Here is a 21,486-nt window from a genome sequence, read left to right as displayed (position 1 = left end):
TCCCGAGCGACCGGCCGCAGGTCCTGTCGGCTGGCTAACCGACGAGTTCACGGACGAGTGCGGCGACCTGCTCGGCCTCGATCAGGAAGCCGTCGTGGCCGTAGTGGGATTCGATCACGCGGAGACGGTCCGCGGCAGGGATCCCGGCGGCCAACTCCGCCTGCTGGGAGAGCGGATAGAGGCGATCGGAGCCGACTCCGGCGACGAGGGTCCGAGCGGTCACCCGGCGCAGGGCGGTGCGCGTGCCACCGCGGTCACGGCCGACGTCGTGGCTGTTCATGGCCTCCACCAGCGTCACGTAACTGCCCGCGTCGAAACGGCGGACCAGCTTGGCCGCGTGGTGGTCGAGGTAGGACTCGACCTGGTAGCGGCCGCCGCGCCAGGGGTCCTCCGCGCCCTGTGGCGTCCGGCCGAAGCGGGCCGCGAGCTCCGGCTCGCTGCGGTAGGTGACATGGGCGAGGCGGCGGGCCAGGCCGAGTCCCGCGTGCGGTCCGCGGCCGGGAGCGGCGTCGTGGTAGTCGCCGCCACGCCAGTGCGGATCGGCGCGGACGGCGTGCAGTTGGATGTTCGCCCAGGCGATCTGCTCGGCGGTCGCCGCCGCGGTCGTGGCGAGCAGCAGGAGCGCGTCCGTCCGCTCCGGATACGTCACCGCCCATTCCAGGGCGCGCATCCCGCCCATCGAGCCCCCGATCACCAGTGCCCAGCGCTCGATGCCCAGGTCGTCGGCCAGACCGGTTTCCACCGCGACCTGGTCGCGCTGGGTCAGGAACGGGAAGTCCCCGCCCCAGCGCCGCCCGTCGGGGCGGTGCGAGGACGGTCCGGTGCTGCCCTGGCAGCCGCCCAGCACGTTGGGGGCGACGACGAACCAGCGGTCCGTGTCCAGGGCCAGCCCGGCACCGATGAGCGCGTCCCACCAGCCGGGGGAGGGGTGCCCGGGTCCGGCGGGTCCGGCGGCATGGCTGTCGCCGGTGAGCGCGTGCAGCACCAGCACGGCGTTGGAGCGGTCCGGTGCGAGCCGTCCCCAGGTCTCGAACGCCAGCCGTACACCCGGCAGTTCGCCGCCCGCCTCCAGGGGCAGCGGCTTCTCCCGCAGATGCCATCGGCGGCGGCCGGGCGGGTCCCCCTCCCGCCAGGCCCCGGAGGCCGGCGGAAGAGGGACCGCGGACGGCGTGCGCACCATGTTCAGGACGCGGCCTTCGCCGCGCGGAAGCCGGCCTCCAGGTCCGCCTTGAGGTCGGCGAGGTTCTCGATGCCGACCGACAGCCGCACCAGACCGGGCGAGGTGCCGGTCGCGGCCAACTGCGCCTCGTCCAGCTGGCTGTGGGTCGTGGACGCCGGGTGGATGATGAGACTGCGTACGTCCCCGATGTTGGCGAGATGGCTGAACAGCTCGACCGCGTCCACGAACCGCTTCCCGGCCTCGACCCCGTCGCGCAGTTCGAAGGCCAGCACCGCCCCGGCACCGCGCGGGAGATAGCGCTGCCCGGCCGCGTACCACCGGTTGGATTCGAGTCCCGGGTAGTGGACGGCGGCGACCTCGTCGCGCTGCTCCAGCCACTCGGCGAGGGCCTGGGCGTTGGCGGAGTGCCGTTCGAGGCGCAGACTGAGGGTCTCCACGCCCTGCAGGAGCAGGAACGCGGAGTGCGGAGAGAGGGCGGGACCGAGGTCGCGCAGCAACTGCACCCGCAGTTTGACCGCGAAGGCGCCCGGTCCGAGCGCGGGCCAGTACCGAAGACCGTGGTAACTGGGGTCCGGCTCGCTGAAGTCGGGGAAGCGGCCTGGGTGCGCGCCGAAGTCGAAGGTACCGCCGTCGACGACGACACCGGCGATGGTGGTGCCGTGGCCGCCGAGGAACTTGGTCGCGGAGTGGACGACGATGTCGGCCCCGTGCTCGATGGGCCGCAGCAGATACGGGGTCGGCACCGTGTTGTCCACGATCAGCGGGACCCCCGCCTCGTGGGCGACGTCCGCCACCCCGCGCACGTCGAGCACGTTGCCGCGCGGGTTGCCGAGCGTCTCGGCGAACAGCGCCTTGGTGTCCGGCCGGATCGCGGCCCGCCAGGCGTCGAGGTCGTCGGGGTCGTCGACGAAGGACACCTCGATGCCGAACTTGGGCAGCGTGTGGCGGAAGAGGTTGTAGGTGCCGCCGTACAGGGACGTGCTGGAGACGAGGTGGTCGCCGGCGGACGCCAGGGTCAGCACGGCGAGGGTCTCCGCGGCCTGCCCGGAGGCGACCGCCACCGCGCCGACCCCGCCCTCCAGGGCGGCGACGCGCTGCTCGAAGACGTCCTGGGTGGGGTTGTGGATCCGGGTGTAGATGTTGCCGGGCTCGGCCAGCGAGAACAGGTCCGCGGCGTGCTGGGTGTCGCGGAAGACGAACGAGCTGGTCTGGTAGATCGGCACGGCCCGCGCCCCGGTCGCCGGGTCCGGCACGGCGCCGGCGTGGATCTGCCTGGTCTCGAACGACCAGGCGGAGGTGTCGGGGCCGACGGGCTCGTCCTCGGGCGTGTGGCCGGCGGCGACGGAGTCGAGGGGCTGGCTCATGGTTCTCCCTTGTGCTGGCGTGCGGGAGCGCGGGTGCGCAGGAGGAGGGTGGAGGCAGGCACCGAGAGGCCGTGCGCCGTGCCCGGGCAGCGGACAGCACGGGTGCTCGGAGAGTGGAGAGGGCGGAGAAGGAGGGGGGAGACGATCGCGTGCCGGAGGGGAGCGTCAGCTCACGGCGGGACACGCCGTGGTGGTGACGCGCACGTAGTCGACGTGGCGGCGGATCACGAGCACGGTCATGCAGTCAGGTAACCACAGGCGGTCACGAAGTACCAGCATGACGTGCGGAGTTGAAGCACGGGTATGCGCCCACCCGGCCGGACGGGCGGAGCGCGCACCCGCGTGCGCCCCCGTCCCCCGGTCCGGCCGGACAGGGCGCCGGCCAGAGTACCTGCCGGGGCACGCGTGACGCCGCGTGCCCGGTTCGGCGTGAGTCGCAGCGCCCCGCAGCCATCGGGGCGGCGCCGTGCAGGATAATGCTGTCATGCGGATTTCGGCCAAAGCAGACTACGCGGTGCGGGCCGCGCTCCAACTCGCCGCGGCCGGCGACGCCGGGCCCCTCAAGGCGGAGGTGATCGCGGAAGCCCAGGCGATTCCGCACAAGTTCCTCGAGGGCATCCTCAACGACATGCGCCGCGGCGGGCTCGTACTGAGCCAGCGCGGCGCGGGCGGCGGCTACCGCCTGGCCAAGCCCGCCGCGTCCATCAGCATCGCGGACGTCATCCGCGTCGTGGACGGGCCACTGGTGTCCGTGCAGGACGTACGCCCACCGGACCTGTCGTACTCGGGGCCCGCCACGTCGCTGCTTCCCCTGTGGATCGCGCTGCGCGTCAACGTCCGGCAGATCCTCGACGGGACCTCCCTCGCCCACGTGGTGTCGGCGCAGCTTCCCGCCGAGGTCGTGGCGCTCTCCGAGACGCCGGACGCCTGGCTGAATCCGTAACCCTGTTCCGGTGGGCGAGACGCTCGTGTCCAGGTGCTGGATGCTCCCTTGCTCGCGGCATCTCCCGGCCCGCAGGATTAATTCCTACTAAGGCACTAGGAATACTAGGGAATGGTCCGAGGTGGCTGTGAGCGCGGGTTCCGGGCAAGTGCGGGGTGCGACGACGAGTGAGGCCGCGGCGGAGGCCGGTGCCCCTCCCGGGGATTTCTGGCAGCGCGTCGCCCACGAGTTCGGTGAGGACCTGGCGGTGGACGCGCCCGACCGCGACAGGGCCGGCAAGCCGCCGTACGACGAGGTGGCACGCCTGCGTGAATCCGGCCTGCAGACCGTTCTCGCGCCGCCCGGAACGGCGGTCGCGGGGACAGGGGCAGCGACGAGAACGGGGGCGGAGGCGGGGGCAGGCGCGGAGACGGCGACGGAGACGGCGACGGGGACGGCGTGGGAGGACGCCTGCGCCATCGTCCGCCGGATCGCGGCCGCCGACGGCTCGATGGGCGAACTGCTGGGCCGCCACTATGTGCTGTCCTGGAGCCCCCGGTTTTTCGCCGCACCCGAGCACGCCGCGGACCTGGAATCCCGCGCGGCGGCGGAACAGTGGCTGTGGGCGGGGGACTTCGGCCTCCCGGGCCCGGGCGAGGCCGGTCGCCCCGGCGGCGGGGGAGCCTCACCCGTGCTCACCCCGGCCGCCGGAGGCTTTCTGCTCAGCGGGCACCGGGTCCTGGCCACCGCGGCCAACGTGGCCGACCGGTTCGTGCTCGACGCGGTGTGCACGTCCACCGGCGAGGCCCTCGTCGTCCTCGTGGATCCGCGTCACCCGGGTGTCACCCGCACTCCGTCGCCCGAGCGGCTCGGCCAGCGGCTCGCCGACGCGGGCACCGTCCTCTTCGACGACGTGCCGGTCCCCGCGGATCAGGTGCTCGGACCCGCGGCCCACGACGAGGACAGCAGCGCGCCGTACGCCACCGTCGCCCCGCTCGCCCTGCGGCTGATGCTCGCGCACGTCGCCCTGGGCATCGCCGAGGGGGCGCTGGCGGAGGCGAGGGACCTCAGCCTCGCCGAGACCCACGCCCGATGGGCGGCCCACGGCACCGGCCCGCTCGCGCCCATGCCCGCCACGGACGCCGATCTGTTGCTGGCCTTCGGAGAACTCGCGCTGGCCTCCTGTACCGCGTCCGCGGTCGTCGAGCGGGCGACGGCGGCGATGGCACGCGCGCTGCGCGCCGGACCGGAACTCGACGCCGGGCAGCGTGCCGACGTGGCCGCACTCGTCGCAGCCGCCGAGGCCGCCACCTTCAGGACCGCACTCCTCACCGGGGAGCGCGTGCTGGAACTCGCCGAAGCCGAAGGACTCGACCGGTTCTGGCGCAACGTCAGAGTCCTGATGGGCCGCGCGCTCGCCGCCCCCACGCTGCGCGCCATCGGCGACCACTTCCTGCACGACACACGTGCCCACCGCCGTCAGGACCCGGCGTAGCGCGTCCCGGAAACGTCCCGGCGGCCGACGGCCCCTCGCACGGTGCCCCGGGCCGCGGCCGTCGCGTCCCGGGGCACCGTCGCGCGCCCGTTCCTACGGGAACTGGGTCACCTTGGAGGGAATGGTGCTCGTCCCGGAGGTGGGGGAGCCCGTGTTGTTGACGACGTGGGCGTACTGCCCCTTGCCGCCGAGGGAGATCACCAGCAGATCGTGCATCCTGATGCCCGATGTCGTCGGGACCTGGAAGCCGTGGGCCTGGACGATCGAGGGATCGGACGTGAAGTTGCAGTAGCTGCCCAGGCCCCACGCCTCGTGCGAGGTGACCGAGTCGGCGACCTTGTAGGCGGCGTAGCCGACGATGCCGTCGTGCGTGATGGCGGCGGAGTTCGGCACGTCGTAGGCCTTCTCGTTCTGGAAGAAGATCGTGCGGCCTCGCTCGCCGCTCCAGAACACGTCGTACTTGTTGAAGTGTTCGACGAACAGGCCTGTGGCGAGTACGTCGTTGCCGTTGACCCGCAGACCGTAGTCGGCGCGGTTGGTGTCCCAGCCGACGCCGCTGCCGTGGTCGGCGCGCCAGAGCCAGGTGTGGTCGATGACGACGTTGTTGCTGTTCACCACGACCGAGTTGGTGGCGAGGCCGGGACCGGCACCGCCGATGCGGACGAACACGTCCTGCATGGTCGTGGGGTTGGCGGAGTGGTCGGCGGAGGAGCCGGTGGGGCCGATGCGCAGGAGCGTGTCGGAGTTCGCGGAGCCCGCGTCGATCAGGAATCCCGCGAGCCTGACCCCGTCCACGTCGGCGACGTGCACGGCGTCGACGCCGTTGTCCGGCACGAGGGTGGCGAGGCCGAGGCCGAGAACCACCGTGTTGGCCCGGGTCACCTCGATCGGGCGGTCCAGGTGGTAGACGCCGGGAGTGAAGAGGAGGTTGAGCCCCTGGGCGAGCGCGGTGTTGATGGTGGCCGCGGTCGCGCCCGGCTTCACGACGTAGAACTGGTCGATCGGGAGTGAGGTGCCCGCGTTGGCCGGCCAGGACACCCCGCGGGCGTTGGTGCGCTTGGCGGGCACGAACACCTTGTAGGCGGAGCCGTCCAGATAGAGGAACGGCTTCTCCCGGGAGACCGGAGTGGTGTCCAGCGTGGTGTACGACCCGCTGTCGAAGTCCGTCGCGGGTGCGCCCTGTACGCCCGTGAAGGTCATGTTCCAGACGCCGTTGGTCCAGCCGCCGATCGAACTGTCGCGGGTGTACCACTGCTGCTGGGAGTACGGGCCGACCGTACCGTCGATCTTCGAGTCGGCGATGTAGCCGCCGGAGGCCCAGCCGTAGCCGTTGGGCGCGAGGTTGAGGCCGCCCTGGACATGGATGCGGCGGAACGGGGCGGCCTGGGCCACGGCCCACCGGTCGGTGCCGTTGGAGGGCCTGATCGCGAGGTTCTCGGCCGAACGCCAGAAGTTCTGCGTGGCGTTGCCGTTGAACCAGCCCGCGTCCACCGTGATGTCACCGTTGATCTGGGTGTCGTCGGGGTTCATGCCCAGGCCGGAGATGGAGGTGTAGAAGCCGAGTTGGGCGTTGATGCCGTTGTAGGTCCCCGGCTTGAGCAGGAACTGGTAGCGGCCGGTGCCGAACTGGTTCGACTCCTGCTGGGCGAAGACGGAGTCGAACTTCTGCTGCAGGTTCGGGGTGGAGGGGTCGACGACGATGACGTTGGGGCCGAGGTCGCCACCGCCCTGGACCGGCGGGACGCCGGTGGAGCCGGTGTGCACGGCGACCTCCCACAGGGAGTAGCCGTAGACCGTGCCACGTGCGGTGCCGTAGACGCGGACGTAACGGCCCGATCCGCTGACGTCGTAGGAGGCGGTGCCGCCGCTCGCGCCGGTCACGCTCTTGAGGGTGCTCCAGCCCTGGCCGTCGGAGGACGTCTGGATCTGGAAGTCCTTGCCGTACGCCGCCTCCCAGGTCAGATCGACCTTGCAGAGGTCCTGGACGGAACCGAGGTCCACCTGGACCCACTGCGGGTCCGAGGCCTGGCTGGACCAGCGGGTCCCGGCGTTGCCGTCGAAGGCGGCGGAGGCGGGGGTGCCTGCGTTCTCGGTGGAGGAGGCGGTGGCGCTCCTGCCCTGGGCGGCGTTCGACGTGCCGCAGGCGGGCTGGGCGCCGCTCGCCGTCCCGAAGACCTGGAACTCCCAGAGGGAGTAGCCCCATTGGGTGGCGCGGTGCACGCCGAGCATGCGCACGTAGCGGCCCTGGCCGGAGACGTCGAGCGTGTCGACGCCGCCGTCGGAGCCGGTGACGGATCTCAGATCGGTCCAGGTGCTCCCGTCCCCGGAAATCTGGACCTTGTAATCCTTGCCGTAGGCGGCCTCCCAGTTCAGGACCACCTGCGTGACGGTGGCGACGGCGCCCAGGTCGACCTGGAGCCACTGGTCGTCACCGGCGGCGGAGGACCAACGGGTCCCGGTGTCGCCGTCGACGGCCTTGGCGGCGGTGGTTGCTGCGGTCTCCTCGGACGACGCGACGACCGTCCTTCCTTGCGACAAGGGGGTCTCGGCCGCGACGGCCGACGGATGGGTTGCGGGCAGAGCGATCAACGCCGCGAGGGCGGCGAGCGCGGTACCCAGGGATCTCAGTCTCATGCGGCGGCTCCTCGACTGGGGGTTCAAGTCACCTGTCCCACTGCTTAGTTCATGTTTTGATTTAAGGGGTGAGTCAATCGGACGGCAACCCTTCGGAAGCCACATCCTGAAAACCGCCGCACCGCGCACCGGCCTTCGGACCCACCCGCACGCCCGGCCACCGGCCATCCGTACCGGTACGGCACGCGCACCCTGGTGGGCCGCCGCGGTCACCCCACCCGCGCGGGAACACGACGGCCGCCCGTGGACACCGGCCACCGCGCGTTCCGTGCCGGCGAAACGGACCGGCGTCCGCCGAGAAGTGAACGCGGACACGCGGGTACGCGGGCCCGCTCCGGTGACGGGGGCGGGCGGCCGCACGCTTCCTGACCCCCGCCACCGAACACCTCGCCTCGGCGCCCGGTCGGGCGGGAGAGGCCCGATCCACGCCTACTGGGCGTCAGCCAACGGCACACCCCGGCCCACGGCTCGCCGATCTCAGCCCAAGGGATCAGTGGTTGGGGGCGGGAGCGATGGAGCGAAAGCTGTGATGCGGTGCCAGGACGGGTGAATAACCGGTGACCCGTTCCAGGTCACGATGGATGCGGTCCGCTTCGCCACGCACCATGGCGGGAACATCTCCGCGCTCGGTGATGAGGCGGGTGTAGATCGGTGTCTCCTGAAACATGCACGCTTCTCTGGTGGGATCGAACGGCCCGCAGGCCTCTTACCAGGAAGATTCTGTCGCACCGCGTCCAAGTGATCGAATCGGTGGGCAGCCTGCCCGGATCGCGCGGTCCCGCGCGTGGTCGCGCTCGCGATCGAGACAGCCGAAGCACCTGGAGGAAACAGCTTCACGCGGGTGCGCAGGGCGGTGTGGATGCGGTCGAAGGTTGCGATCGGGTGTTGGCCGTCGTCGGGCGCGAACCGAGAACGTGGCGAGGATTCGACGGACGGTCACAGAGCAGGTCAACAGGCTGCGATGGGGAGCTCTCGGGGAACAAGGGCAGCGCGGTTCGCCGGGGCCCGGGGCGGGTGCGGGGGCTGTCCGGCGGTGATCTCCGCACAGCGGGCGGTGAGGCGTTCGAGGGCGCCTTGAACCTGCCCGGTTCGCGGCGAGTTGTCTTGCTCACCCAGTGGGCCGTTGCTATGCCTTGGGCACTCGACTCTAGGGAGCACGCTGTGCATCAAGAGCCCCCTCTTCCCACTCCTCCGCGTTCACATGCCCGGGGATTCATCTGCGCCGTCGCGGCGATCGCCCTCGTGACGCTCACCGCCGCGACAAGTCCCCCCGACGCGCACACCCGGACCGCGGCGGACCCGGCAGCCGTGGTCCGCGAGTGGAACGCCATCGCCACCGACACGATCAAGACCAGCCTCGGCCCACGCCCCTCCGGGCAGGCAGCGATCTGGGAGGGATTCGTCTCCGCCGCCGTGTACAACGCCGTGGTGGGGATCGAAGGCGGCTACGCCCTGTACAAATGGCACGAGCGCGGTCCGGCCAAGGCATCCTCCGCGGCGGCCGCCGCCACCGCGGCCCACGACGTGCTGCTCACCTACTTCCCCGCCTTCAAGGAGCGGCTCGACACCGCCTACGCGGACTCGCTCGCCGCTCTTCCGGCCGGTCACACCAGAGACCAGGGCGTGGACTACGGAAAGCGCGCCGCCGCCCGCATCATCGAACTCCGGGAAGGGGACGGAAGGTTCGCGGACGTTCCGTTCACTGCATCCCCGGCACCGGGGGTCTGGCGGCCCACCCCGCCCGCGTTCCAGCCCTTCATCGACACCTGGCTCGCCAGGCTCCGCCCCCTCCTGCTCGCCTCCCCGCAGCAGTTCCGGCCCGGCGGACCACCCGCCCTCTCCTCGGCCGCCTACGCCGAGGATGTCCAGGAGCTGAAGACCATGGGCGTGAAGACCGGCTCGGGCAGGAGCGCGCAGCAGACCGAGACCGCCCTCTTCTTCAGCGGCAACCTGGTCGAACAGGTCCAGATCGCCGTACGGGACCACGCCGCCCGGCACCGGCTCGGCATCGCCGAGACGGCCCGGCTGTTCGCCGCGGTGAACGCGTCGGCGACCGACGCCGTCGTCACGGCATGGGACGCCAAGCTCCACTACGGCACCTGGCGGCCGATCACCGCCATCCGCCTCGCCGACACCGACGGCAACCCCGCGACGACGGCGGACCCGGCCTGGGAGCCGCTGCTCCTCACCCCACCACACCCGGACTACATCGCCGGCCATACGACCGTCGCCGCCGCCGTGGCACGCGCGCTGACCGGCGTCCTCCGCACCTCGCACATCGACCTCTACGTCCCCTCCGAGGTCACCGGCACCACGCGGTTCTACGGGTCCGCCGACGACCTCAACCGGGACGTCGTCGACGCGCGTGTGTGGGGCGGCGTCCACTCCCGCACGGCGGACGTGGCCGGCTGCCGGGCCGGCACCCGCGTGGCCGCCTGGGCGCTGGACCACTACTTCCAGCCGGTCGCCAAGGACGGCACCCAGCCGTCCCTGCCGACGCGAGCGGCTCGGCAGGGCAGCCTCGCCGAGCCGGAGTGCGGCGACGACACCGACTGAACCACAGATCCGCAGAGGACCCGGCGTCGAGCCGGGTCCTCTGCGGATCCTGCCTCGAGCACTGGATCAGCGGAGAGGCCTTTCCCTTGCAGGGGCCGGCCACTTCCGACAGAGGGAAAAGGCCGTGAACGCGCCTTGATGACCCATGTCATCCGGACCCGCTGCCACACGGCGGGGAAACGGCCCTCCCGGGCCGTCGGCAGACCGATCTCCGGCCCGTACGCCTGGTAGACGGTGACCGCGGAATCCGCGTATAAGGCGCGGATCTGATAATTGGGTTCTGCCACGGGGACCAGGGTGGACACAGTGGTTCGCGTGCGCCATCGATTTACCGCAGCGGGTGGCCGTCGCCCTTGCGTGCGAGTCGCTCGCGGACAAGGTCACCACCCTTCGTGTGAGGTGACGTGCGCGGACGGTCCTGCTCCCCTGTGCCGGGGGAGGGCGCGACAGCTGCCCGTGACGAACCGCCGCTTCCAGGGCGTGACTTCCTCGGCCCGGACCCGCTCATCCTCGCCCGGGGTGAAGGACACGTGCGGCTCACGCGTGATGATCAGGCGCATGAACCGCGGATACGCGGTCCGCTCGATGGCGCGGGCGGGTTGCCTCGCCGGGATTCGAACCCGGGTTTCCGATTCCAGGCGAACCTGAGACCGGTGTCCTTGGCCGCTGGACGACGAGGGATGTACGGCATCGTACGGGCTGGGCCGAAGCGGCGCACCAGGGTTCCGGTGTCAGGAGCCGGTGACGCGGACCCGGAGCTCGTACGGTGCGCCGCTGCTGATCGCCTCGGACCGTCAGGGAGGACGGACGGTTCGGAGCATCGCCGACGTGCCGTGAACAAGACCACACAACCCGGGTCTGGGTATCGAATGATGTCCGCGAAGGCATCGGGGGCGTCGCTGTTGGCCCCAGCCGTGTGCTGCGCTGGGCGGTCCAGTGCACTCAACAACGAGGAGGGCGGCATGGAGCCGTTGGAACTCCGTCGCGCGGTTGCGGCGGGACGGGTGACCGCCTCGGAGCTGGGGCTTCGGGTCGACGATGTGGTCGTCATCCACGACTCGGACCGCGTCGCGCTGAGCCTGGTCCCCTGCGGTGTTCTGGCTCGGGTCGCGCCTTTGGGGCAGCTGGCTGATTCAGAGTTCGAGGTGGAGGTCGCTCGACGTCTCGCCGACGTCGACGCTCCGGTGGCTGAACTCGAGCCGCGGGTCGACCCGCGAGTGTATGTGCGTGATGCCTTCGCCATCTCGCTCTGGACCTACTACGGACCCGTGGAATCGGAGATCGCGCCGGCGGACTACGCGGACGTGCTCCTGCGGCACCATGCGGCCCTGCGCCAGATCGATCTGGACGCACCGCATTTCACTGATCGAGTCGCCGGGGCGCTGAGAGAGGTGAACGACCGGGAGCGGTCTCCCGAGCTGCCCGATCCGGGCCGGGAACTCCTCAGCGACACACTCAGCGGACTGAGCGCCGCGATCAGCGCCGAGAAGGCCGGCGACCAGTTGCTGCACGGCGAGCCGCATCCGGGCAACCTCCTCAACACCAGGAGAGGGCCGCTTCTCGTGGACCTCGCCACGTGCTGCCGTGGGCCGATCGAGTTCGACCTCGCCCATGCGCCCGAAGAAGTGGGAGCACACTACGCGGGGGCTGACCACGGCCTGATCCACCGGTGCCGCGCCCTGAACTGGGCGATGTTCTCGGCCTGGCGCTGGCGCCGAGACGACCAGATGCCCGACCGGGACCACTGGAGAGCGGAGGGGCTCACCCGGGTTCGTGCCGCACTCGACCGCTGCGGACTGGGCTGAACTCCCCAGCACGGCAGCACACTTCGACTCGGAAACCGTCAACGGCGCCGTCGGAACGAACCTGCCGACGGGGCAGCTCGACACCACGTGAACGAGCGGCGCGTTGTTCTGCGCGAGCAGGCCGTCATCGGCGCCTGGGACCGAAGACAGTGCGGGGACGACGGAGACCCGACCCCGTCCCGGGCGAGCGCGCCGATGCCGGCGCGCCGACGTCAGCCGTGGTGGCTGATGGAACACTCCTTCCCGGTCAGCGGACGCACGTCCCCGGCCACTCTGCTGCACACCTCGCGTGATTCGAGACTTCCGTCGGCAGCGTGCCAGACCTCCATCAGGACGATGCTGTGCCCGCTGCGGTCGCCGTAGAGCGGGGCGTGGGTGAAATCGATGGTGCCCGTCGCCATCCCCTCCAGATTGACGGTCCTGAGGTTCACCCAGGTCGCGGCGCGGCTCTGCGGGATGCCGTTGCGGGTGGCCGCCCAGTACAGGGCGCGGGTCGCGTCGTGCGCCAGGGCTGTCTGGCCGCTCGCGAAAGTGGCGGTGTCGTAGCGGGTGGACTGCTTGTCGAGCCCCGGCAGGTATCTGCCGGCGTCCTGGTAGAACGTCGTCCCCCTGGCGGGCTTGCGCAGTTCGGCCAGCGAGGCGTGATAGAGCGTGACCCTCGGAGCCACCGCGTCCCTGCCCTGGGCGAAGTCGGCCTTGGACAGGTCGTCGCCGGTGATGATGGAGATCTTCTTGTCGGCGCAGCCGGGTTCCGTGCCCAACTGGGTCATCAGGGGATCGACGTCCTCCACCCGTCCCGCGAAGTAGATCACCGACGGTACGCGGTCCCCGCCGCAGAACTCCTCGGCGGGCAGCCGGAACTCGGGCTTGCCGCCGGTGAGGGTGTAGCGGCGCTGGGGGAGTGGGGTGAATCCGTACCTGCTGAGCATCTGCCCGCCGTAGCGTGCCTGTTCATCGGTGTAGCGGTCGTCGGTCCGGGCGGTGTCCCGGGCCAGCGTCAACGCGAACTGCGTGGAACCCGGCGTCCGCAGCTGGCGTGCTATGAGGCCGAGTTGAGAGACCTGCCACTCGTCCGTGGCGGCCAGGCTGAACCAGTTGGCGAACTCACGGGGCAGATACGTGGCGGAGTTCGTACCGGAGACCACGGGCAGCCCCGCGTCCCGGAGCGTGCGCGTCGTCGCCTCGCTGGACTTCAGGTCGCGCCCGGTGCCGACGACCCCGACCAACGTCGGATCCGTCGCCGCGTAGGAGGCGATGGCCTTGGCCATGTCGGTCTGGTGGTCCAGGTCCACGCCCCCGTTGGCGATCAGGACGCGCAGTTTCACGGTGAAGGTGTCGTTGATGACGGCCTGCGCCAGATACACGCCCGCCAGTTCCTCCACCCCCTTCACCGGTGCCGAGCCGTCATGGGGATCGACACTGAGTGGACCCGCGTAGACCACGCTGACGTAATGGCCCGGATGCGTGTCGAGGACCTTGTCGTTCTCCTGGCCGATGCGGCCCTCCAGCTCGGCCAACGTCCACGGCGCGTGGCTCACGCCGGTGGACGCCTTGGCGTCGTGGCCGCCGGGCTCGCTCTTCGGCAGCCAGTCGGCGAAGCGCACGTCCCCGGTGGCGATGCCTATGCACTCCGTGCTCCCGCCCGACGTGGCCTCGCGCCGGGTGTCCCGGTTGGCCGTCAGCACCGTCGCGGAGCAGTACTCGCGGGAGAGCTGTTCAGCGCGCACGGCGACGGTGGCCGCGACCACGACGGCCACCACGACCAAGGTGTGCAGCGCCCACGCCACGCGCGCGAGGGTGGGCCTCGTGGAGGCCTTCACACAGTGCCGCCGGCGATCCCGCAGCGGCGCCAGCTCGGACGAGGGCAGCGGGATCTTCAGCACCCAGGGCACCACCGCCCGCTCGCGGCTGGGGGACTGCCCGGACCGGAGGCTGCGCGCCCACTCCTCGTACCAGTCCCGCAGCCGGTCCTGGAACGGCCGCGCCGTCCGGCCGGGCTGCGGCTCACCGACGACGCTGCGTTCCAGCCGCTGTATGTCCGCCGCCGGTACGGCGGCCACACACAACAGCGGATCCAGTTCGCTGCGCCGGCTGCGCACGTCGCTGACGGCTTTGATCAACTCGATCCCACCGTTGCCCGTTCCCACGTGAGGCAGGAACAGCATGGGCGGCCGGGGACGTTTGAATCCGCGCAGATCCCAGCTCCAGCGGCGGTGGTTGTCGCGCAGGTCCTCGAAGAGTGCGAGTACGTACAACTGGAGCTGGAACTCGTCGCCTTCATTCAGCGCTTCTGCCACGTCGAAGGCGCGTGCCGCGATCGCCTGCCACGAGCGCACGGGTCGGAGCAGCGAGACCTCGGTGACCCGGCCCCGTGCGGCCGCCCTGAGGAACGTGGTGGTCATGAACCACTTGCTCTCCCTGCGGAGCCACAGGAAGATCGGCGCGCGGCCCGGCAGGACGGAGCTGAGCACCGCCAGGAGAAGCAGAAAGCCCACTCCCAGGATGACGGCCGTGTACCAGTCGGTGCGGGCCAGGAGCGCGGTCAGTACCGCGACCAGACTGGCGGGCAGGATGTGCGCCATGTCGAACAGCGGCACTCCGGAGTGCCAGCGTGCGGCGCTCTTCGGCCGCCAGCGCTGCTTCGCCAGTTGGTTGAGAAGGCGTTGTGCGGGGTCGTACGCGCTCGCGGCGGGGGAGGCGCCGGCAGGCGGTGCGGGCCAGTCGGGCCCCAGTTCACGCACCGCGTCCTCGATCGCGTGCACCAGTCGCAGGCGCGGGAACGCGTACCGACGGTAGAGGGAAGCGCGCGTACCCCAGCGCTTCGGGTCACCGAGGTCCCGTACCAGTGCGGCCGCCCGCCGCACCTCCGTGCTGCCCTCCTGATCGGGCGACGCGACCGCGCAACGTGTGCCGTGGGCGTTCTGGCCGGCGCAGAGTTCCTCGACGGATCCGACGACCCGCTCGTCGTCGTCGGCTTCCTCGGCGTGCAGCACGACGACCGGCATCGGTGGATCACTGGTGCGGAAGTCCCGGATGAGTGACTCTAGTTGCTGCTGGACGTCGATACCGCCCTCGGTCGACATCCCAGGATGATCCACAGAGCAGCCCGGCAATCTGCCACGATTTCTGTCGCGCACGCCCAACCCCCCGACCTCTGAGCCAACTTACTGACCATCCGACCGTGACGGAACAGGTCTGATGTTCCGCACGGCCCGTCACACCAAACCGCACGGAGCACGGCGAGCATGCGCGTGCCGACCCCCCCTGGCCGCAGGCGCGCATGTCTTGCGCATCACCGCGATGTGCCGTGCGCACGCGGAACTCGATCCCGGCGGCCTGTGACGATGCGGGCGAGGCGGAAGCGCCGGGCACGAGACGGCTTCCGTTCGAACCCTTGGGAATACCGCGCCGCATCGCGTGGCTGCGCCGCGTCTCAGCCCGTCGCCCCGGCTGCCTGCTCGCACGCGCGTATGTAGTCGCGCACCAGCGGACGGCGGTCGTCGGCGCGCCAGGCCAGGACGAAGCGGCTGGGTGAGATGCCCTTCACCGCACGGGTGACGACTCCGCCAAGGGAGATCAGCGGGGCGTTCCCGGTGGCCAGCAGCACCACGCCGAGACCCGCGACGAGCGCCTCGTACGTCTCCTCGGCGCTCGCCACCTCCGCGCCGATGAGCGCCGGCTTCCCGTCGCGGGCGTCGTCGGCGAGCCAGTGGTCCCGGAGCGGCCCGGCGCTGTCGGGCAGAGCGAGGAACGGTTCGTCCATCAGGTCGGTGAAGTCGACGATCTCCCGCACGGCGAGCGGGTGGGTGTCGGGCATGGCGACCAGGCGGGGCTCCTCGGCGACCACCACCCACCGGTAGCGGTCCGGATCGGGCAGCGGCAGCCACACGAACGCCGTGTCGCACGTGCCGTCGGCGAGCCCGGCGGTCGGGTCGTCCCAGGGGACCTGGCGAAGTCTGATGCGGGCGTCGGGACGCGCGGCGGTGAAGCGGGAGCGGATCGCCGGCAGCACACCCCCGCGCCCCGGGCTGGTGCTCATCCCCACGACGAGTACGGCCTCCCGGTCGGCCACCACCCGGGCGACCGCTTCCTGGGCTGCCTCCCACTCGGCGAGAATCCGCTGAGCGTGCGGCAACAGCGCGGCGCCGACCTCGCTCAGGTGCACGTCGCGCCGGTCGCGATCGAACAGTCTGGCCCCCACCTGTCTCTCCAGTGCCCGGATCTGTTTGCTCAGCGCAGGCTGCGAGACGTACAGGCGCTCGGCAGCGCGCGTGAAGTGCAACTCCTCGGCCACAGCGGCGAAGTACCTCAGGTCCCGTCCGTGAACATCCATGACCATCGGCTATCACGGCGGATCCCGGACGGGCAACAACGTTGTTCTGTAAGGAAGTTGGCAGCATCCGCCCTGTCGGGACACGGGGGCCGGCCGGTCCGCCCGGCGGCTGTGACCCCACCTCGGCACTCCAAGGGGCTCACCACGTCGTCAATGACAGGACCGGCGACCTGATTCTGTACGACAGACGGAAATTCCACCCGATCTGACCATAGATTCCTCATAGCGGCATCACAGGCGTCATGATGGCCCCTCCAGTACAACGTCCAAGGGGGGACCTTGAACACCCGCACTGCCGCCGCGCTCCTCGCGGCCGCCGCCACCCTCGCACTCACCGCCTGCTCCGGCCCTGGCCACGCCGACGGTCCGGGCAGCGGTGAGCATGCCTCGACGACCGGCAAGAAGAGCGAGACCGCCGAGGCCGGCAAGTCCGGCGAGACGAGCAAGTCCAGCGAGGCCGGCAAGTCCAGCACGTCCGGTGAGACCGGCAAGAACGGCAAGCCGAAGGGCGCCACGACGCCGGCCACCGGCCAGGGCGCCGCCGCGAAGGCCATCGGCCTGCCGCCCGAGCCGACCGGCGCCAAGCGCGCTCAGCTGCTGCACGACCTCTCCGCCGTCAGCCCCAACATCGTGAAGTACGAGGACAAGGCCGTCGACGCGGCCCGCAATCAGTGCACCGCGATCAACGGCGGCGCCGTCAAGCTGGACCGGTCGGCCTCGCAGCGCTTCTCGTACAAGGACGTCACGACCACGCAGGCACAGGGCAAGCAGATCAACCGGGCCCTGAAGACCAGCGGCTTCTGCAAGGTATGACCGTGGGGCGGCTGTGACCGCTCCGCTGGTCCGTGCGTCCGTGCGTCCGTCCGCCGGCCACGGCACGGAGGCGCGGTCCGCCGGACAATGTGCGCAAAGGCACACTGTGCGGCCTGTCGGCTGGAGCGCGCCACCGCGGACGCGGTTGGTGCAACCGCGCGTGCGGGTTCCCCGGAAGAGTCCTCGGGGGATCCGCACGGTACGCCGGACAGGGCAGACCGCGAGAACGGACGTGAGCCATGAGCACGTGGGTGCTACGACCGGACGGCGGGCGGCCGGAGGGCCGGCACTGCGCGCATCTCGACCAGCCCGCCCCGTTCCCGCCGCCCTGCGGCGGCTGCCAGGAGTGCACGGCCGGGAACCAGCGGTGGATCCATCTGCGCATGTGCCTGACGTGCGGGCATGTCGGATGTTGCGACAGTTCTCCCGGTGCCCACGCGACCGCGCACCACGAGGAGAGCGGACACCCCGTGGCCGTCTCGGCCGAGGCCGGCGAGGAGTGGGCGTGGTGCTACGTGGACGAGGTCTTCCTGCGGCCACGATAGAAGCCGTGATCCCCTGAGAGGTGTCGGCCGCTCACCCGCGCGTGAGCGGTGTCGGCCGCTCACCAGCGCGGCAGACGCCCGGGCCGGGTCACCATCCAGCCGTACCCGGGCCTCCCTTGAACGGGCCCTCGATCTCGACGGTGACCCATCCGCCGTAGAAGTCGCCCTCCTGTGCGGTGGCGACCTCGCCGTCCACCGTGCAGAGGTCGACTCGGGAGGGGTAGAAGGCGAAGTGGCCGGTGAGCCGGTCGTACCCGCTCGATGGGTGAGGGTAGCTCCAGGCCGCCCGTCCGCGGACGTCATCGCCCACGGCCAGGTCCCAGTAGACGGCCCGCCCCTTCCATTCGCACCAGGTGCTTCCAGGCGCGGGCGTCAGCAGATCGGTGCGGACGTCCTGGGGCGGGATGTAGAAGACCGGCGGGTGAGACGTCTCCAGCACGCGGACAGCCCGTCGCGTGTCGGCCACCGGCGTGCCCGCGCAGGTGACACGGACACGCCGGCCGTCGGCTCTCAGGGCAGGCGGGCGGGGATAGTCCCAGACGGATTCCGTCGTTCGCGCCGGGTGATCGGACATGACGGGCCTCATCGGTGGTCGGTACTCGGCCCGGGCCCACGCGGGGTCGGGGGAGGCGGTGGCAGCACCCACCGGATCAGCCCGGTCACCGCGGCTCCGGCCGGGCGCACGCACCAGCGCTCGGCACGGGGCAGCACAGGCAGCCCCAGCTGGTCACGTGCCCAGGCGGGCAGCAGGGTGACGGCCGCCGCGCCGAGCAGGAGGTACGCGGGCAGCAAGGGCCTCGGCAGCGGCGGGTGCAGCAGGACGTACCCCATCGCCTCGCGCGCCTGCTCGGTGGCGTGCAGTTCGGGACGGTAGGCGTCGATCCGCTCGATGAGTTCCGCTAGCGTCGTGGGCGGCCGTTCCACGCCCAGTGCCGCACCGACCGTTGCCATGTCGGCCACGTAGCCCTCCCGGCCCGCGGCGTCCAGTGGCCGTGCCCCATAGCGCTGGTGGGCCTTGAGGAAGCAGTACACCTCCGCTACGTGCACCCACGCCAACAGGTGCGAGTCCGAGGCGTGGTAGGGCTCACCACGGGCAGTACGGCCCCGGATCCTCTCGTGCACGGTTCGCACCCGGTCGACGGCCCGCTGGGCGTCGTCCGCGGTGCCGTAGGCGGTGTACGCCAGAAACGTACTGGTTCTGGCGAGCCGGCCCCACGGGTCGGACCGGTAGCCGGAATGGGTGGCGACCGCTGTCATCGCCAGTGGATGCAGGGACTGCAGGAGCAGGGCGGACAGCCCGCCGGCGAACATGGCCGCGTCGCCGTGGACCACGCGGATCGGCCGGTCCGCCGCGAACCAGCGAGGCCCCGGCGTGCCATGAACACGCTGCCGGTTCTCGGGTCCCCCGGGCCCGGCGACCCCACGGAACAGAGCGTCGCCGAGCCGCCCGCGTACCCCGGAACGGGCGGTGCCCACGCGCCCGGCGACACCGCCATCCGGATCACCTGCCGGAATCGGCGGCCGATCAAGGCCTTCCCGGGCACTCAGCAGTGCGGAATCCGGACGACCGCCGGGTGGTACGGAACCTGAGCGACCGCCGGCCGCGAGGCGTCGGCCCGGCCTTCGGCGCGACATGGTCACGGCCCCGGGATCGGGACAGTGGACAGCCCCATCACGGACACGGCCACGGGCACGCCGCACACGACGAACGGCGCCCGTGGGCGTGAGCATCGGTCGGCAGTCACCCTTCCCCCAATCACTCACCGGTACCCGGAAGGCGCAGCGCCGACATGCCCCTCACCAGCAGGGGGACGGCGGCGGCACGCGGGCCCGGCAGCAGCCGTACGTGAGTACACGACCGCGGCCGAGCAGGGCCACTCGCCACAACTGCGCCCAGTCGACATCGTGCGACCAGGATGCGGGCGGGTGCCAGCCGCGTCGTTGATGCGTCGTTTTCCCACCTTTCCTCCTCCATACTCGTCGGCGAGCCACAGTGCGGGGAGGGTGTCGTCCGGCGGAAGCGGCGGACTCTCCCCGCCGCCGGGGTGTGACCGGGCCTGCTGCATTGGCAGGACCGACGTCACCGGGTCGGAGGACTGAGCCGTCGGCTGCCGAGCCGGACATCCCGGATAAGTGTGACTATCACTTCAAGGTGACATGGCGACTCCCGGCCGTCACCACAGCTGGCAGGAGGACCCATCGATGAACCTCACCCTGAAACGACTGCTCGGCGTCACCGCGGCGGTGGCCACGGGCGCCACGGCCCTGCTCGGTACCGGTACCGGCACCGCGGACGCCTCCGGCCGCAACGTCAGAGCGCACTGCGACCGCGCCGAACGGCCCGTCTGGAGGGGCGACCCCAGCCGCAACATGACCAGCCACGGATGCAGCATCCCGGCCAGCAAGCGCCCCTGGTACATCGTCAGGATCGACACCCTCGTACAGCCCCACTACAAGACGGAGTATGCGAACGGAAAGGCCGACCGGACCGAGACCCTGCACGACAGAACCATCAGATGCATGGGCTACACGTCCGACCCCGGCGCGGTGAACTGGTTCGGCTGCGTTCCCCGCTGACGCATCCGTGGAGGGTTCCCGCGCCGACGCGTCAGGTCCCCTCCGCCGCCGTGTCCCGGCCCGGCGGACCACCGCCCCTCACCTGGCGAACAGACCAGGGTGCGGGCAGTGCTCCAGCGGGGCCGACGGGCGGTCGGCCCATCTCCACCAGACGTGTCGGCTCGAACAGCTCCAGACCGATCGGCAGGCGCGCTCGTCGTCCTCACGCCGGCACAGGACGAGGCCGCCCGCCGTCAAGGGCTCCCCGCACTGCGGGCGGACGGGCAGGGATTCGGACGGCATCCTCGTCCTCCAGCGGTCGGCGGGAAAGAGGTCCTCATCGTGCCGACGGTCGCTCTCGTACGGCGGATCGTCCGGCCGGAGGCTTTGACCTGCGGGTTCGCGGGCTAGACACCCTTGCGGCGGAACCAACCGCGTCGGGGCGCGGACGGGGCCGCCGGGCCCGGGAACGGCGGGGGAGTGGGGCCCGGGTACGCAGCCGGGGGCGGTCCGTACGAGGACGCGGGCGGGCCCGGATGGGCCTGGGGTGGCGTCGGCCCGGCGAAGTCGGGCAGCGTCTTGAACTGATCGTGGAGAGTGAGGGTCGGCGTGATGCGGTTCAGCGCGGCGCGTACCAGGGTGAGCGGGTGGTCCGGGAACTGGGGATCCCACTGCTCCAGGTCGCCCACGTGGTACGGCAGCCCGCCGAACTGCCCGCCGCCGGCGTACGGATGGGGCTGGAAGAAGTCGGCCGGCCCCACCTGACCGAGCACCACGGCCTCCCGTAGACCGGTCGTCCCGCCCTCCGCGGCCTGTACCTTCACCACGGTGCTGCACCGGTCCTTCGGCAGCGTCCAGCTGCCTATGAACGCCTGCCCCCGCCTGCTCTGCAACGGCATCTTGACCAGCTGGCGCAACGCCGGGACCCCGTCCACGGTCCCCACCACCGCCTCGATGAGGCCGCCCCCGGACCCTGCCGTGCCCTGCGCGCTCCCGAACCGCAGCCGCTCCAGCTCGTGCAGCGGGGCCGACAGGTCCGGGACGAGGGGGAAGAAGTGGACCGACAGGATGAGTCCCGCCGTGTCGCTCCACACGCCGGGCTCGAGTTCGGTGAATCCGGTGAGATCCAGGCTGGTGATCGGTGTCTGGGCGATCGAAGTCATGCGGATCATCATGCCGAGTCCGGGAGCCTCGGGGTGCGCCGGGTTTCGGGGCGCCCGTGAGGGAAACCGTCCGGAGCCGTGATGCCCGGGAATCGATCCGGGCCGGCCACGGCACACCCG

At 71.0% G+C, this 21,486-nt stretch carries 17 protein-coding genes and 1 tRNA gene; 7 read left to right on the top strand and 11 right to left on the bottom strand.

Annotated features, from left to right (window positions below):
* Positions 1 to 34: 34 nt before the first annotated feature.
* Both metX and OIB37_RS01730 read right to left on the bottom strand, forming a co-directional pair.
* A complete protein-coding gene (gene metX / locus OIB37_RS01735; RefSeq protein WP_330455699.1) occupies positions 35 to 1,180 on the bottom strand; it encodes a homoserine O-acetyltransferase MetX in 1,146 nt (381 codons plus the stop codon).
* Between the two features lie 2 nt (positions 1,181 to 1,182).
* Entirely contained in the window at positions 1,183 to 2,544 is a 1,362-nt protein-coding gene (locus OIB37_RS01730) for a bifunctional o-acetylhomoserine/o-acetylserine sulfhydrylase (RefSeq protein WP_330455698.1), read from the bottom strand.
* A gap of 484 nt (positions 2,545 to 3,028) precedes the next feature.
* Here OIB37_RS01730 and OIB37_RS01725 point away from each other — a divergent pair, with 484 nt between their 5' ends.
* Positions 3,029 to 3,487: an RrF2 family transcriptional regulator gene (locus tag OIB37_RS01725; protein ID WP_330455697.1), complete on the top strand. Its 459-nt coding sequence runs from the start codon at positions 3,029 to 3,031 to the stop codon at positions 3,485 to 3,487.
* A 121-nt stretch (positions 3,488 to 3,608) separates the two neighbouring features.
* Positions 3,609 to 4,961, top strand: coding sequence for an acyl-CoA dehydrogenase (locus OIB37_RS01720; RefSeq protein WP_330455696.1), 1,353 nt, complete (start codon positions 3,609 to 3,611; stop codon positions 4,959 to 4,961).
* Positions 4,962 to 5,054: 93 nt separating this feature from the next.
* Here OIB37_RS01720 and OIB37_RS01715 read toward each other — a convergent pair whose 3' ends face one another.
* A complete protein-coding gene (locus OIB37_RS01715) occupies positions 5,055 to 7,595 on the bottom strand; it encodes a discoidin domain-containing protein (protein WP_330455695.1) in 2,541 nt (846 codons plus the stop codon).
* A gap of 490 nt (positions 7,596 to 8,085) precedes the next feature.
* Positions 8,086 to 8,262, bottom strand: a complete 177-nt coding sequence (locus OIB37_RS01710; protein ID WP_330455694.1) for a hypothetical protein — start codon at positions 8,260 to 8,262, stop codon at positions 8,086 to 8,088.
* A 575-nt stretch (positions 8,263 to 8,837) separates the two neighbouring features.
* On the opposite strand from OIB37_RS01710, the gene OIB37_RS01705 reads away from it, so the two are divergent.
* The gene (locus OIB37_RS01705; protein ID WP_330455693.1) at positions 8,838 to 10,151 is read left to right on the top strand and encodes a vanadium-dependent haloperoxidase; all 1,314 of its coding nucleotides are present in this window, start codon (positions 8,838 to 8,840) and stop codon (positions 10,149 to 10,151) included.
* Here OIB37_RS01705 and OIB37_RS01700 read toward each other — a convergent pair.
* A complete protein-coding gene (locus OIB37_RS01700) occupies positions 10,046 to 10,438 on the bottom strand; it encodes a DUF4291 family protein (RefSeq protein WP_330455692.1) in 393 nt (130 codons plus the stop codon). The genes OIB37_RS01705 and OIB37_RS01700 overlap by 106 nt on opposite strands.
* Positions 10,439 to 10,750: 312 nt before the next feature.
* A tRNA-OTHER gene (locus OIB37_RS01695) sits at positions 10,751 to 10,830 on the bottom strand.
* Between the two features lie 283 nt (positions 10,831 to 11,113).
* On the opposite strand from OIB37_RS01695, the gene OIB37_RS01690 reads away from it, so the two are divergent.
* Complete coding sequence (locus tag OIB37_RS01690) at positions 11,114 to 11,956, top strand: phosphotransferase (protein ID WP_330455691.1); 843 nt, start codon at positions 11,114 to 11,116, stop codon at positions 11,954 to 11,956.
* A gap of 212 nt (positions 11,957 to 12,168) precedes the next feature.
* Here OIB37_RS01690 and OIB37_RS01685 read toward each other — a convergent pair whose 3' ends face one another.
* Entirely contained in the window at positions 12,169 to 15,039 is a 2,871-nt protein-coding gene (locus OIB37_RS01685; protein ID WP_330455690.1) for an ABC transporter substrate-binding protein, read from the bottom strand.
* A gap of 350 nt (positions 15,040 to 15,389) precedes the next feature.
* Entirely contained in the window at positions 15,390 to 16,295 is a 906-nt protein-coding gene (locus OIB37_RS01680; protein ID WP_330455689.1) for a LysR family transcriptional regulator, read from the bottom strand.
* A gap of 273 nt (positions 16,296 to 16,568) precedes the next feature.
* On the opposite strand from OIB37_RS01680, the gene OIB37_RS01675 reads away from it, so the two are divergent.
* Positions 16,569 to 17,102 (top strand): hypothetical protein, encoded by a 534-nt coding sequence (locus OIB37_RS01675; protein ID WP_330455688.1) that lies wholly within the window; start codon positions 16,569 to 16,571, stop codon positions 17,100 to 17,102.
* Between the two features lie 239 nt (positions 17,103 to 17,341).
* A complete protein-coding gene (locus OIB37_RS01670) occupies positions 17,342 to 17,647 on the top strand; it encodes a UBP-type zinc finger domain-containing protein (protein WP_330455687.1) in 306 nt (101 codons plus the stop codon).
* A gap of 88 nt (positions 17,648 to 17,735) precedes the next feature.
* On the opposite strand, the gene OIB37_RS01665 is transcribed toward OIB37_RS01670, so the two are convergent.
* Positions 17,736 to 18,221 (bottom strand): DUF427 domain-containing protein, encoded by a 486-nt coding sequence (locus OIB37_RS01665; RefSeq protein WP_330455686.1) that lies wholly within the window; start codon positions 18,219 to 18,221, stop codon positions 17,736 to 17,738.
* An 8-nt stretch (positions 18,222 to 18,229) separates the two neighbouring features.
* Complete coding sequence (locus OIB37_RS01660) at positions 18,230 to 19,123, bottom strand: oxygenase MpaB family protein (RefSeq protein WP_330455685.1); 894 nt, start codon at positions 19,121 to 19,123, stop codon at positions 18,230 to 18,232.
* Positions 19,124 to 19,849: 726 nt separating this feature from the next.
* On the opposite strand from OIB37_RS01660, the gene OIB37_RS01655 reads away from it, so the two are divergent.
* Positions 19,850 to 20,224 (top strand): hypothetical protein, encoded by a 375-nt coding sequence (locus OIB37_RS01655; RefSeq protein WP_330455684.1) that lies wholly within the window; start codon positions 19,850 to 19,852, stop codon positions 20,222 to 20,224.
* Between the two features lie 386 nt (positions 20,225 to 20,610).
* On the opposite strand, the gene OIB37_RS01650 is transcribed toward OIB37_RS01655, so the two are convergent.
* Positions 20,611 to 21,366, bottom strand: a complete 756-nt coding sequence (locus tag OIB37_RS01650; RefSeq protein ID WP_330455683.1) for a hypothetical protein — start codon at positions 21,364 to 21,366, stop codon at positions 20,611 to 20,613.
* Positions 21,367 to 21,486: the final 120 nt, after the last annotated feature.

The sequence above is a fragment of the Streptomyces sp. NBC_00820 genome, from assembly GCF_036347055.1.
Classification (GTDB): domain Bacteria; phylum Actinomycetota; class Actinomycetes; order Streptomycetales; family Streptomycetaceae; genus Streptomyces.
Note: the sequence above shows the minus strand (reverse complement) of the source record. Positions and strands in the feature narration are given on the sequence as shown.

Bases quoted from the DNA above. Each gene is read 5' to 3' on its own strand.
- metX (WP_330455699.1), bottom strand. From the start codon at position 1,180: ATGGTGCGCACGCCGTCCGCGGTCCCTCTTCCGCCGGCCTCCGGGGCC.
- OIB37_RS01730 (WP_330455698.1), bottom strand. From the start codon at position 2,544: ATGAGCCAGCCCCTCGACTCCGTCGCCGCCGGCCACACGCCCGAGGAC.
- OIB37_RS01725 (WP_330455697.1), top strand. From the start codon at position 3,029: ATGCGGATTTCGGCCAAAGCAGACTACGCGGTGCGGGCCGCGCTCCAA.
- OIB37_RS01715 (WP_330455695.1), bottom strand. From the start codon at position 7,595: ATGAGACTGAGATCCCTGGGTACCGCGCTCGCCGCCCTCGCGGCGTTG.
- OIB37_RS01710 (WP_330455694.1), bottom strand. From the start codon at position 8,262: ATGTTTCAGGAGACACCGATCTACACCCGCCTCATCACCGAGCGCGGA.
- OIB37_RS01690 (WP_330455691.1), top strand. From the start codon at position 11,114: ATGGAGCCGTTGGAACTCCGTCGCGCGGTTGCGGCGGGACGGGTGACC.
- OIB37_RS01685 (WP_330455690.1), bottom strand. From the start codon at position 15,039: ATGTCGACCGAGGGCGGTATCGACGTCCAGCAGCAACTAGAGTCACTC.
- OIB37_RS01680 (WP_330455689.1), bottom strand. From the start codon at position 16,295: ATGGTCATGGATGTTCACGGACGGGACCTGAGGTACTTCGCCGCTGTG.
- OIB37_RS01670 (WP_330455687.1), top strand. From the start codon at position 17,342: ATGAGCACGTGGGTGCTACGACCGGACGGCGGGCGGCCGGAGGGCCGG.
- OIB37_RS01665 (WP_330455686.1), bottom strand. From the start codon at position 18,221: ATGTCCGATCACCCGGCGCGAACGACGGAATCCGTCTGGGACTATCCC.
- OIB37_RS01655 (WP_330455684.1), top strand. From the start codon at position 19,850: ATGAACCTCACCCTGAAACGACTGCTCGGCGTCACCGCGGCGGTGGCC.
- OIB37_RS01650 (WP_330455683.1), bottom strand. From the start codon at position 21,366: ATGACTTCGATCGCCCAGACACCGATCACCAGCCTGGATCTCACCGGA.